This is a genomic window from Kribbella pratensis (genome assembly GCF_004366075.1).
Taxonomy (GTDB): Bacteria; Actinomycetota; Actinomycetes; order Propionibacteriales; family Kribbellaceae; genus Kribbella; species Kribbella pratensis.
This window is the reverse complement of sequence record NZ_SODU01000003.1, coordinates 1,117,942-1,130,860: the sequence shown is the minus strand read 5'-3', so window position 1 is coordinate 1,130,860 and position 12,919 is coordinate 1,117,942. Positions and strand designations below refer to the sequence as shown.

The following is a 12,919-nucleotide window of genomic DNA, read 5'->3' as shown; positions in this document are numbered from 1 at the left end:
ATGTCGGCCCTCATGGACGTGCTGGTCAAGAAGCCCCTGAACTCGCTCGACCACCTCGGTGAGCAGCTCGCCTTCTACATCAAGGCGCTCGCCTGGTCCGGCAAGTCCGTCACGCGGTACCGCAAGGAGATCCTCCGGCTGCTCGCCGAGGTCACGCTCGGCTCCGGCGCGCTGGCCGTGATCGGCGGCACCGTCGGCGTGATCACGTTCCTGGCGTTCTTCACCGGCACCGAGGTGGGCCTGCAGGGCTACTCGGCGCTGAACCAGATCGGTACGTCGGCCTTCGCCGGCTTCGTGTCGGCGTACATCAACACCCGCGAGATCGGCCCGCTGATCGCCGGGATCGCGCTCGCCGCGACCGTCGGCTGCGGTTTCACCGCGCAGCTCGGCGCGATGCGGATCAGCGAGGAGATCGACGCCCTCGAGGTGATGGCGATCCCGTCGCTGCCGTTCCTGGTCACCACCCGGATCATCGCCGGCCTGATCGCGGTGATCCCGCTGTACGTCGTCGGCCTGCTCTCGTCGTACTTCGCGACCAGACTCACCGTCACCACGTTCTACGGACAGAGTACGGGCACGTACGACCACTACTTCCACCTGTTCCTGCCACCCGGAGACGTGCTCTGGTCGTTCGGCAAGGTGCTGGTGTTCTCGGTCCTGGTGATCCTGGTGCACTGCTACCACGGCTACCACGCGAGTGGCGGTCCGGCCGGTGTGGGCGTCGCTGTCGGTCGCGCCGTACGGACGTCCATCGTCGTGATCAACGTCGTCGACCTGCTGCTGTCGATGGCCATCTGGGGTACGACGACCACGGTGAGGTTGGCCGGATGACCAGACTCATCTCGCACAAGGTGCTGGGCGTCGCGTTCATCGGCGTACTGGTGTTCCTGCTGTGGCTGACCTACGCGTTCTACGCCAAGGTCTTCACCAAGACCGTGAACGTCGAGCTCAAGACCAGCCACATCGGCCTGCAGCTCAACGAGCACGCGGACGTGAAGCTGCGCGGCATCATCGTCGGCGAGGTCCGCGGGGTCTCCACCGACGGCGACGAGGCGACCGTCAATCTGGCGCTCAAGCCGGACCAGGTCGCCGAGATCTCGAGCGCGGTCAGCGCCCGGATCCTGCCGAAGACCCTGTTCGGCGAGAAGTACGTCGCGCTGGTCCCGCCGCAGGGACCGGAGGGACGGCCCATCAAGGCCGGTGACGTGATCAGCCGGGACAAGACCGCGGTCGGCATCGAGATCGAGAAGGTGCTCAACGATGCGCTGCCGCTGCTCCAGGCGGTCGACCCGGCCGACCTGAACGCCACGCTGAACACCCTCGCGACCGCGCTCGAGGGCCGCGGCGCCGAGATCGCCGGCACCCTCACGCAGCTCGACGGGTACCTGAAGAAGCTGAATCCGCACGTCCCGAAGCTGATGGACGCGCTCGCCAAGCTGACCCAGGTCTCGGACATCTACGGCGACGCGACGCCGGACCTGGTCCGCGCGCTACGGAACCTGACGATCACGGGCAACACGGTCGTGGAGAAGCAGAAGCAGCTGCAGCAGTTCTTCGTGGACGTGCAGAACCTGTCAACGACCGGAGACACGTTCCTGAAGGCCAACGAGGACCGGGTGATCCGGCTCGGCCAGGTCAGCCGCCCGGTGCTGGACCTGCTCGAGAAGTACTCGCCCGAGGTGCCGTGCTTCCTCCAGGTGATGACCGAGACCGCCCCGATCCTGAACGACACGTTCCGCGACGGCCGGCTGAACATCAACCTCGAGCTGATCACCAACCAGCCGACGCCCTACGAGCCGAACGAGAAGCCGGTGTACAAGGACCACCGCGGCCCGACCTGCGTGGGGAAGAACTACAGCGTCCCCGGCGAGAAGCCCGGCCCGTACAACCAGGAGAACCCGGCGCCCTACGTCACCGGTGACGACGGCGTGATCGGCGACCACAACAAGAACCAGCGCTTCCCGCTCGACCTCAAACTGAACCGCGCGATGCCCGGGTTCGCGATGGACACCCAGGGCGTCGGATCGCCGGCCGAGCAGAAGGTGATCGACTCGGTCGTCGGCCCGGAGATGGGCGTCGCCGCGAACGACGTACCGGACCTGACCACCCTGATGGTCGGCCCCCTCCTCAGGGGAGGGCAGGTGAACCTCAAATGAGCTTCTTCGACCGGAAGACCACGTTCGACACCGTGCGGCTCGGGATCTTCGTGGTGGTCACGACCGTCGCGACCGCGCTCCTGGCGGTGACGATCGGGAACATCAGCTTCAACCCGACGACCAAGTACCGCGCGGTCTTCACCGACGCAGTCGGGCTGAACCAGGGCGACGACGTCCGGATCGCCGGGGTGAAGGTCGGGCAGGTCGACAAGATCGCCCTGTACCAGAACACGTTGGCGATGGTGACGTTCAGCGTCGACTCCGACCAGGTGATCGACACCTCGACGCATGCGACGCTGCGCTACCGCAACCTGGTCGGCAACCGGTACGTCGCGCTCACCGACGGCATCGGCGGCGGCGACCGGCTGAAGAAGAACGGCGTCATCCCGAAGGAACGCACGACGCCGGCGCTCGACCTGTCGGTGCTGTTCAACGGCTTCAAGCCGCTGTTCACCGCGCTCACCCCGGCGGACGTGAACCAGTTCGCGTTCGAGGTGATCAAGGTGCTGCAGGGTGAGGGCGGCACGATCGAGTCGCTGCTGGCCAAGACCGCGTCGCTGACCACCACGCTGGCCGACGCCGACCAGGTGATCGGCGACCTGATCACGAACCTGACCTCGACGCTGCAGATCGTCTCCCAGCGGCAGGCGAACTTCTCCCAGCTGCTGGTCAACCTGCAGCAGTTCATCACCGGCCTGAGCCAGGACATCAACCCGATCCTCAGCTCGCTGACCTCGATCAACTCGCTGAACACCAAGACCGCCGGCCTGCTGCAGCAGACCCGGGTGCCGATCAAGGCCGACCTGGACAAGCTGCGCGCCGTCGCCACGACGCTGGACGACACCCAGTCGATCTGGGTGAAGACCCTGCAGTTCATGCCGGAGAAGCTGAACACGATGACCCGCACCGCGTCGTACGGCTCCTGGTTCAACTTCTACCTGTGCAACTTCGACGGCAACGTCACCCTGCCCACCGGAACCCGCATCCCGGTCGCCTACGACCTCAATTCGGCGAGGTGTAAGAAGTGAAGCCTTTCCGGGAACAGAACCAGGTCACCATCGGTGTGGTCGGCCTGACCGTGATCGGGCTGATCATGCTGGCCGCGTTCAAGGCGCAGGACCTGCCGCTGATCGGCGGCGGGACGAAGTACTCCGCGCAGTTCTCCGAGGCCGGGGGCCTGAAGGCGAACGACGAGATCCGGGTGGCCGGCGTCCGCGTCGGCAAGGTCCGCAACGTCGAACTCGAAGGCACCCACGTCCGGGTCGACTTCGTGGTCGACAAGGGCGTGAAGCTCGGCGACCAGACCGGCGCCGAGATGAAGATCAAGACCCTGCTCGGCCAGAAGTACCTGAAACTCAACCCGGCCGGTCCCGGCGAGCTCAAGCCCGGTTCCGAGATTCCGCTGGCCCGGACGATCTCGGCGTACGACGTCGTGGACGCCTTCACCGACCTGGCCAACACCACCGAGCGGATCAACACCGCCCAGCTGGCGAAGGCCCTGGACACGTTGTCGGCGACGTTCAAGAACACGCCCGAAGAGGTGCAGGCGTCGCTGACCGGCCTGTCCCGGCTGTCCCGGAACGTGGCCAAGCGCGACGAGCAGCTCAAGCTGCTGCTGCAGCACTCGAACGTGGTCACCAAGGTTCTTGCCGACCGCAACCAGCAGCTGATCAAGCTGATGAAGGACGGCAACAAGGTCTTCCAGGCCGTGCAGGCCCGGCGGGCGCTGATCCACCAGCTGCTGGTGTCGACGCAGAAGCTGTCCGCGCAGATCACCGCGCTGGTCCGGGAGAACCGCAAGGATCTCGGGCCGACGCTGCAGAAGGTGAACGCGGTGCTCGCCGTCCTGCTGCAGAACCAGAACTCCCTGGACGCGAGCATCAAGGGTCTGGCGCCGTTCGTCCGGGTCTTCACGAACACGCTCGGCACCGGGCCATGGTTCGACACGTACCTGCAGAACCTGGTGCCGGTGCCCGAGATCCCGCTGCCCAAGGTGTTGCCCACCGGTCTGCCTCCGATCCTGGGAGGTGGCGGCTGATGCGGGTGAACGCTGTTTCGCGGCTGATCGCGATGGCGGTGGTCCTGGTGATCATCGTGGTCGGCGCCGTGTCGCTGTGGCCGAAGCCCGAGCGGGTGACGGCGACGGCGTACTTCCCGCGGGCGGTATCGGTGTACCCGGGATCGGACGTGCGGATCCTCGGCATCAAGGTCGGCGAGGTGGAGAGCGTCACGCCGGCCGGCCGCAGCGTGCGGGTGAAGTTCTGGTGGGAGGCCAAGCACAAGGTGCCGGCCGAGGCGAAGGCGGTGATCGCCTCGCCGTCGATCGTCGCGGACCGGTACGTGCAGCTCACCCCGGCGTACTCCAAGGGCGCTGTCATGGCCGACGGCGCACAGATCCCGCTCGAGCGGACGGCCGTACCGCTCGAGCTCGACCAGATCTACCAGAGCCTCAACGACCTGTCCGTGGCGCTCGGGCCCAAGGGCGCGAACGACCAGGGCGCGCTGGCCCGGCTGCTGGACGTCTCGGCGAAGAACCTGAACGGCCAGGGCGCTAAGCTGAACCAGACCATCACCGACGTCTCGAAGCTGACCAGCACGCTGTCGGGCAACTCGTCGGCGCTGTTCAACACGATCCGGCAGCTGCAGACGTTCGTGTCCGCGCTCGCCGCGAACGACCAGCTGGTTCGGCAGTTCAACACGAACTTCGCCGCCACCTCGACCACCCTGGCGGGGGAGCGCAAGGACCTGGGCGCGGCACTGTCGCTGCTCGCCACCGCGCTCGGCGAGGTCGCGACGTTCGTCAAGGAGAACCGGACGCTGGTGAAGAACACGGTCACCGGCGCCACCAAGCTGTCGCAGATCCTGGTGAACGAGAAGGCCGCGCTGGCCGAGGTGCTCGACACCGCGCCGCTCGGCCTCGGCAACCTCGCCCGGATCTACAACCCGCAGTTCGGCACGCTGGACCAGCGCATCAACCCGGGACAGCTCGACGACCCGGCAACGTTCGTCTGCTCGCTGCTGCTGCAGGCGAACCAGCCGATGTCGATGTGCTCCACGCTGAAGCCGGTCCTCGACGCCCTGGCCAAGCTGCCGCTGATCGAGCAGTTGACCGGCACCGCGCCGGCCAGCGGCGGCCCTGCCGGTACGCCGTGGGCACCGGCACCGAAGGCCCCGCTGAACAGCCCCGACCCCGTGGACCCGACGCTCGGGGGGTTGGTCCGATGAGACTCCCCAGAATCCAACGCCGTACGTCGATCGTCGCCGGAGTCATCGCGCTCGCGACCCTGCTGAGCGGCTGTGACTTCTCCGTCTACTCGCTCCCGCTGCCGGGCGGCGCGAAGATCAAGGGGCCGTCGTACACGGTCACCGTCGAGTTCGCCGATGTCCTGGACCTGGTGCCGAAGTCGTCGGTGAAGGTCGACGACGTCACCGTCGGCACGGTCGAGAAGGTCTGGCTGGACGGGTACGTCGCGAAGGTGCGGATCAAGCTGCCGAAGAGCCTCGCGCTGCCGGACAACACGCACGCAACGATCCGCCAGACCAGCCTGCTGGGCGAGAAGTTCGTGTCGCTGGCCCGGCCGACCGGGTCCGAGAAGGCCCGCGGCAAACTCGACAACGGCGAGCTGATCCCGCTGTCCAGGACCACCAGCAACGTCGAGGTCGAGGAAGTCCTGTCCGCGCTGTCGCTGTTGCTGAACGGCGGCGGCGTCGCGCAGCTGCAGATCATCACGCAGGAGCTGAACAAGGCGCTGACCGGCAACGAGCCGGCCATCCGCAGCGTGCTCACGCAGCTGAACACGTTCGTCGGCACCCTGGACCAGAACAAGGCGCGGATCATCACCGCGATCAAGTCGGTGGACCTGCTCGCCAAGAAGCTGAACGCGCAGAAGGCGACGCTGGCGACCGCGATCGACTCGCTGCCGGCGTCGATCGCGACCCTGGACAAGCAGCGCGCGGCGCTGGTCAAGACCCTGCAGGCGCTGGCCACGCTGGGCAACACCGCGACCCGGGTGATCACGTCCGCGCAGAAGGACCTGGTGGCCAACCTGCAGTCGCTGTACCCGATCCTCACCAAGCTGGCGGAGGCGGGGGAGAACCTGCCGAAGTCGCTGGAGCTGCTGTTCACCTATCCGTTCCCCGACAACGCCGCCAAGGCCGCGAAGGGTGACTACACCAACCTCGGGATCACGGTGGACGTGAACACCAAGAAGGCACTCGACACCCTGCTCGGGATCCAGCTGCCGACGGTCGGCCCGACCGCGCTGCCGACCGGCCGGATCAGCCTCCCACTGCACCTGCCGACCAGCCCGGGGCAGGGCAGCGTGCAGCCGTCGGTGCCGGTCCCGACCGGGACCGCGACGACCTGCATCACGGTGCTCGGCCTGCCGGTCTGCTCGCCGAAGCTGAACCGGTCCGGCTTCGATCCCGACCTGGCCAGGGCGCTGATGCCGGGGGTGGTCGGATGATCACCAGAGCGGTCCGGATCCAGCTGATGGTGTTCCTGCTGATCACCGTCGTGGGCGTGGCGTTCGTCGGCGCGAAGTACGCCCAGATCGACAAGCTGGTGGTCGACACCGACTACACCGTCAGCGCCAGCTTCGTCGAGTCCGGCGGCATCTTCGCGGGCGCCGAGGTGACGTATCGCGGCCAGCCGGTCGGCCGGGTCGGGCAGTTGAAGCTGCTCGACGACGGCGTCCAGGTGGACATGGACATCGAGAAGAAGTTCAAGATCCCGAACGACCTGCTCGCGGTGGTCGCGAACCGGTCCGCGATCGGCGAGCAGTACGTCGACCTGCAGCCGCGCCGCGACGGGGCGCCGTACCTGCAGGACAACTCGAAGATCGACCGCAAGGACACCGCGATCCCGATCGACACCACCGAACTGCTGCTGAACCTGGACCAGCTGGTGAACTCGGTCGACAAGGAGAGCCTGCGGACCACGGTGCGCGAGCTCGGGGCGGCGCTGAAGGGCAAGGGCACCGACCTGCAGAAGATCATCGACAGCTCCGGCAAGCTGATCGACGACGCGGACGCGAACGTGCTGCAGACCATCAAGCTGATCAACGACGGCGACACGGTGCTCGCCACCCAGGTGGCCAGCGGCGACGCGATCAAGACCTGGGCGAAGAACCTGGCGCTGCTGTCGGACACCCTGGTCAGCTCGGACAGCAACCTGCGCAAGGTGATCGACCAGGGTTCGCTCGCGTCCACCCAGATCACCGGCCTGATCCAGGACAACAGTGCGTCGATCGCGGTGCTGCTCGGTAACCTGCTGACGGTGAGCGAACTGACCGCGGTCCGGCTGGACGCCGTCGAGCAGCTGTTCGTGGTGTACCCGGCGGTGTCGATGGGCGGGTACGTCGTACCGGCCAAGAACGCCGAGGGGCACTACGACGCGCACTTCGGGCTGGTCGTCGGGCTCCAGCCGCCGGCCTGCCGGCCCGGGTACGGCGGGACGAACAAGCGGGTTCCGCAGGACGTCAAGGACACCCCCGCGAACACCAAGGCCGGTTGTACGGCGGACCCGTCGAGCGGGATCAACGTCCGCGGCTCGCAGAACAAGCCGTCGCCGTCGACGCGGGAGGACCTGAACCGGTCCGGGTACGGGCTCGGGTACGACCCGGCGACGGGCGCCGCGGGCGGAGCCGATGGGATGCCGGGTATGACGCTCGGCTCCACCGGCGGACAGCAGGACCTGCTCGGCAGCGACTCCTGGAAGGCACTCATCCTTGGACCGGTGACCGGCAAGTGATCGCACGGAACGGCCGGCTCGTGCTGGCCTGGGCTCTCAGCGTGCTGCTCCTGGTGGCGATCGCCGGCCTCACGCTGTCGGTGGTCGCCCTGAGCAAGCAGCGGGCCGACGACTCACAACGCGACGGCGCGATGAAGGCGGCGCGGCAGTTGGCGCTGGACTTCACGACGTACGACTACCAGACCTGGGACGCGGACTCGAAGCGGGTCGTCGACGACTCGACCGGGCAGTTCAAGCAGGAGTTCCAGCAGGGGATCGACGCGGTGAAGACCGACGTGGTGACGAACAAGGCGACCTCCAAGGGCGACGTCAAGGAGGCCGCCGTCGTCTCCAACGACAAGGATTCCGCCCAGGTGCTGGTGATCGTGAACGCGGTGGTGACGAACACGGCCTCGGCCGAGGGCGTCGAGCGCCGGTACCGGATCAAGCTGGACATGGTCCGCGAGAAGGACCGCTGGCTGACCGCCGACCTGCAGGTGGTGGGCTGATGCCGGATCGCCGCAGCCGCCCACGGATCGCCGGCCAGCGCCGTACGGCGAAACCTGACCAGCCGGACGCGCCGGCCCCGGACGCGCCGGTCGTCGCCGAGGGCGAACTCGTCGAGGAAGTGGTCGAGGACCCCCGTCTGCAGGATGTGACCCCGGCCACAGACGACGCCGCCGCGGGTGTTCCGGAGAAGTCGCCGGCTGCCGAAATCTCTACGGAGAGTGAGCCGAAACGGGGGCTGGGGACCGCGTTGACGGCCGCGCTCGGCATCGTCGTCGTACTCACCCTGACCGTCGCCGCGGTGCTCGGGATCAAGGCCTGGCACGGCAAGCAGGCCGAGGACGCCCGCAACCAGGCCGCCGCCGCGGGCCGGAAGGCGGCCGAGACGGCGCTCAGCTACGACTACCGCGACCTGGACAAAAGCTTCGCCGCCGCGCGCGCGACGATGACCCCGGAGTTCGCCGCGAAGTTCGACGAGACCGCGAAGGTGGCCGGCGAGCTCGCCACCAAGACCAAGGCCACGGTGAAGGCCGAGGTCCGCGACGTCGGGGTCCGCGACGGCGACGCCGACCGGGTCACGCTGATCATCTTCGTCAACCAGACGACCACCAGCACGATCACGAAGGGTAGTCCCCGGGTGGACCTGAACCGGACCCGGTTCACGATGGTCCGAAACGGCGACCGATGGCTGGTCCAGGAGATCGCCGGACTGTAATCTCTAGGTAACTCCGCACCAGAGGGGCGCCGGTTGGCTCGTGGGTGATCTACCCACTGGAGACTCCGGGTCGGTCCTTGACGGAGAGGGTGGTCCGACGGCAAACTGTTGGACCCCATTGGACAGGCTTGCCTGGATCATGTAGCCTATTGCTTTGCGCTGCCTTTTCTCTCGCCCTCGCTCGAGTTCTCAACTTGACTGGGGCGGCTTGGCGTGCGCTCCCAGCACCGATGTGATTTTGCGAGCCCGTGGAAGGACGCCCCTTGGTCGCCTCGCGCAACCCCCAGTCCGACAGCATTTCCAACGTCACCGGCCCCCGCCGCATCTCCTTCGCGAAGATCTCCGAACCTCTCCAGGTTCCGGATCTGCTTGCGCTGCAGGTGGACAGTTTCGACTGGCTGGTCGGTAACGAAACGTGGCAGGCCCGCGTGGCCGCCGCCGAGGCCGAGGGGCGGTCGGACCTGTCCGGCCCCAGCGGCCTGGAAGAGATTTTCGAGGAGATCTCCCCGATCGAGGACTTCAGCGGCACCATGTCGCTGTCGTTCCGCGACCACCGCTTCGAGCCTCCGAAGAACACGGTCGACGAGTGCAAGGAGCGGGATGTCACCTACTCCGCGCCGCTGTTCGTCACCGCCGAGTTCATGAACAACGAAACCGGTGAGATCAAGAGCCAGACCGTCTTCATGGGCGACTTCCCGCTGATGACGCGCAAGGGCACGTTCGTCATCAACGGCACCGAGCGGGTCGTCGTGTCCCAGCTCGTCCGCTCGCCCGGTGTGTACTTCGAGCGCACCCCGGACAAGACGTCCGACAAGGACATCTTCACCGCCAAGATCATCCCGTCGCGCGGCGCGTGGCTGGAGTTCGAGGTGGACAAGCGCGACATGGTCGGCGTCCGCCTCGACCGCAAGCGCAAGCAGAACGTCACTGTCCTGCTCAAGGCGCTCGGCTGGACCGACGCGCAGATCCTGGAAGAGTTCGGCGACTACGAGTCGATCCGGCTGACCCTGGAGAAGGACCACACCTCCGGGCAGGACGACGCGCTGCTGGACATCTACCGCAAGCTGCGTCCGGGTGAGCCGCCGACCCGCGAGGCCGCGCAGGCGCTGCTGGAGAACTACTACTTCAACGGCAAGCGCTACGACCTGGCCAAGGTCGGCCGCTACAAGATCAACAAGAAGCTCGGCCGTGACGAGGCGCACGACATGGCGGTGCTGACCGTCGACGACATCGTCGCCACGATCAAGTACCTGGTCGCGCTGCACGAAGGCAAGACCGAGCTGCCCGCCCCGACCGGCGAGATCGTGGTCGAGGAAGACGACATCGACCACTTCGGCAACCGCCGGCTGCGGACCGTCGGCGAGCTGATCCAGAACCAGCTGCGCACCGGCCTGGCCCGGATGGAGCGCGTGGTCCGGGAGCGGATGACGACCCAGGACGTCGAGGCGATCACGCCGCAGACCCTGATCAACATCCGTCCGGTGGTGGCGGCGCTGAAGGAGTTCTTCGGCACCTCCCAGCTGTCGCAGTTCATGGACCAGACCAACCCGGTCGCGGGCCTGACCCACAAGCGCCGGCTGAACGCGCTCGGCCCGGGTGGTCTGAGCCGTGAGCGGGCCGGCTTCGAGGTCCGTGACGTGCACCCGTCGCACTACGGCCGGATGTGCCCGATCGAGACGCCGGAAGGCCCGAACATCGGTCTGATCGGCTCGCTCGCGTCGTACGGCCGGGTGAACGCGTTCGGCTTCGTCGAGACGCCGTACCGCAAGGTCGTCGACGGCCAGGTCACCGACCAGGTGGACTACCTGACCGCCGACGAGGAGGACCGGTTCGTCATCGCGCAGGCGAACGCCGCGCTGAACGACGACAACCGGTTCGCCGAGGAGCGCGTGCTGGTCCGTCGCCGGCACGGCGAGGTCGAGCTCGTGCCGGTCGACGACGTGGACTACATGGACGTCTCGCCGCGCCAGATGGTGTCGGTGGCGACCGCGCTGATCCCGTTCCTCGAGCACGACGACGCCAACCGCGCGCTGATGGGTTCGAACATGCAGCGCCAGGCGGTGCCGCTGATCACCTCGGACGCCCCGCTGGTCGGTACCGGCATGGAGTTCCGCGGTGCGGTCGACGCCGGGGACGTGGTCGTCTCCGACAAGGCCGGTGTGGTCAAGGAGGTCTCGGCCGACCTGATCGAGATCGCCGCCGACGACGGCACGTACCAGACCTACCGGATGGCGAAGTTCCGCCGCTCGAACCAGGGCACCTGCATCAACCAGCGCCCGCTGGTGGACGCCGGTCAGCGGGTCGAGATCGGTACGCCGCTGGCTGACGGTCCGTGCACCGACGAGGGCGAGATGGCCCTCGGCCGCAACATGCTGGTCGCGTTCATGACGTGGGAGGGCTACAACTACGAGGACGCGATCATCCTCAGCCAGCGCGTCGTACAGCAGGACCTGCTGACCTCGATCCACATCGAGGAGCACGAGGTCGACGCCCGCGACACCAAGCTGGGTCCGGAGGAGATCACCCGGGACATCCCGAACGTCTCCGACGAGATGCTGTCCGACCTGGACGAGCGCGGCATCATCCGGATCGGCGCCGAGGTCACCACCGGTGACATCCTGGTCGGCAAGGTCACGCCGAAGGGCGAGACCGAGCTGACCCCGGAGGAGCGGCTGCTGCGCGCGATCTTCGGTGAGAAGGCGCGCGAGGTCCGCGACACGTCGCTGAAGGTCCCGCACGGCGAGGAGGGCACCGTCATCGGCGTCCGCGTCTTCGACCGGGACAACGGCGACGAGCTGCCGCCGGGCGTCAACCAGCTGGTCCGGGTGTACGTCGCCCAGAAGCGGAAGATCTCGGTCGGCGACAAGCTGGCCGGCCGGCACGGCAACAAGGGCGTCATCTCGAAGATCCTTCCGGTCGAGGACATGCCGTTCCTCGAGGACGGCACCCACGTCGACGTCATCCTGAACCCGCTGGGCGTGCCCGGCCGGATGAACGTCGGCCAGGTCCTGGAGACCCACCTCGGCTGGATCGCCAGCCGCGGCTGGGAGGTCGACCCGGAGAACGAGGAGGAGTGGGCGCAGCGGCTGATCAAGATCGGCGCCGGTGCGGCCGAGCCGATGACGAACGTCGCCACTCCGGTGTTCGACGGCGCCACGGAGGAGGAGGTCACCGGCCTGCTCAGCTCCACGCTGCCGAACCGGGACGGCGTCCGGATGGTCAACGGGCAGGGCAAGGCGAAGCTGTTCGACGGTCGTTCGGGTGAGCCGTTCCCGGACCCGATCGGCGTCGGCTACATGTACATGCTGAAGCTGCACCACCTGGTCGACGACAAGATCCACGCGCGTTCGACCGGTCCGTACTCGATGATCACGCAGCAGCCGCTGGGCGGTAAGGCCCAGTTCGGCGGCCAGCGGTTCGGCGAGATGGAGGTGTGGGCCCTGGAGGCCTACGGTGCCGCCTTCGCGCTGCAGGAGCTGCTGACCATCAAGTCCGACGATGTTGTCGGGCGGGTCAAGGTGTACGAGGCGATCGTCAAGGGCGAGAACATTCCGGAGCCGGGTATCCCGGAGTCCTTCAAGGTTCTGGTCAAGGAAATGCAGTCCCTGTGTCTGAACGTGGAAGTGCTCTCGTCCGACGGAAGCCGCGTCGAGATGCGCGACAGCGAGGAGGACGTCTTCCGTGCAGCGGAGGAACTGGGCATCGACCTGTCCCGGCGCGAGCCGAACAGCGTCGAGGAGGTCTGAGCGGGTTGCCGCTTGAGATCAACAACCAACTCACTCAGACCATTTTTAGCAACGGGAGATAACA

10 protein-coding genes are annotated in these 12,919 nt (G+C 67.1%); all 10 read left to right on the top strand.

What is annotated here, in order from left to right:
- The 10 genes from EV137_RS29685 to rpoB all read left to right on the top strand — a co-directional run bounded on the left by EV137_RS29685 (position 1) and on the right by rpoB (position 12,855).
- Complete coding sequence (locus tag EV137_RS29685) at positions 1-831, top strand: MlaE family ABC transporter permease (protein WP_134008508.1); 831 nt, start codon at positions 1-3, stop codon at positions 829-831.
- The gene (locus EV137_RS29680) at positions 828-2,156 is read left to right on the top strand and encodes an MCE family protein (protein WP_238175627.1); all 1,329 of its coding nucleotides are present in this window, start codon (positions 828-830) and stop codon (positions 2,154-2,156) included. The genes EV137_RS29685 and EV137_RS29680 overlap by 4 nt, the downstream gene beginning before the upstream one ends.
- Complete coding sequence (locus EV137_RS29675; protein WP_134131565.1) at positions 2,153-3,184, top strand: MCE family protein; 1,032 nt, start codon at positions 2,153-2,155, stop codon at positions 3,182-3,184. The genes EV137_RS29680 and EV137_RS29675 overlap by 4 nt, the downstream gene beginning before the upstream one ends.
- Positions 3,181-4,194 carry an MCE family protein gene (locus EV137_RS29670; RefSeq protein WP_133789423.1) on the top strand — a complete coding sequence of 338 codons (1,014 nt, stop codon included), beginning with the start codon at positions 3,181-3,183 and terminating at the stop codon, positions 4,192-4,194. The genes EV137_RS29675 and EV137_RS29670 overlap by 4 nt, the downstream gene beginning before the upstream one ends.
- Positions 4,194-5,381 carry an MCE family protein gene (locus tag EV137_RS29665; protein ID WP_134008514.1) on the top strand — a complete coding sequence of 396 codons (1,188 nt, stop codon included), beginning with the start codon at positions 4,194-4,196 and terminating at the stop codon, positions 5,379-5,381. The genes EV137_RS29670 and EV137_RS29665 overlap by 1 nt, the downstream gene beginning before the upstream one ends.
- The gene (locus EV137_RS29660; protein ID WP_134131564.1) at positions 5,378-6,622 is read left to right on the top strand and encodes an MCE family protein; all 1,245 of its coding nucleotides are present in this window, start codon (positions 5,378-5,380) and stop codon (positions 6,620-6,622) included. The genes EV137_RS29665 and EV137_RS29660 overlap by 4 nt, the downstream gene beginning before the upstream one ends.
- Complete coding sequence (locus EV137_RS29655; RefSeq protein ID WP_134131563.1) at positions 6,619-7,908, top strand: MCE family protein; 1,290 nt, start codon at positions 6,619-6,621, stop codon at positions 7,906-7,908. The genes EV137_RS29660 and EV137_RS29655 overlap by 4 nt, the downstream gene beginning before the upstream one ends.
- Positions 7,905-8,396, top strand: coding sequence for an Rv1363c family protein (locus EV137_RS29650; protein ID WP_134131562.1), 492 nt, complete (start codon positions 7,905-7,907; stop codon positions 8,394-8,396). The genes EV137_RS29655 and EV137_RS29650 overlap by 4 nt, the downstream gene beginning before the upstream one ends.
- Complete coding sequence (locus EV137_RS29645; RefSeq protein WP_134131561.1) at positions 8,396-9,109, top strand: hypothetical protein; 714 nt, start codon at positions 8,396-8,398, stop codon at positions 9,107-9,109. The genes EV137_RS29650 and EV137_RS29645 overlap by 1 nt, the downstream gene beginning before the upstream one ends.
- Before the next feature lie 263 nt (positions 9,110-9,372).
- Positions 9,373-12,855: a DNA-directed RNA polymerase subunit beta gene (gene rpoB, locus EV137_RS29640; protein WP_134008532.1), complete on the top strand. Its 3,483-nt coding sequence runs from the start codon at positions 9,373-9,375 to the stop codon at positions 12,853-12,855.
- Positions 12,856-12,919 lie beyond the last annotated feature (64 nt).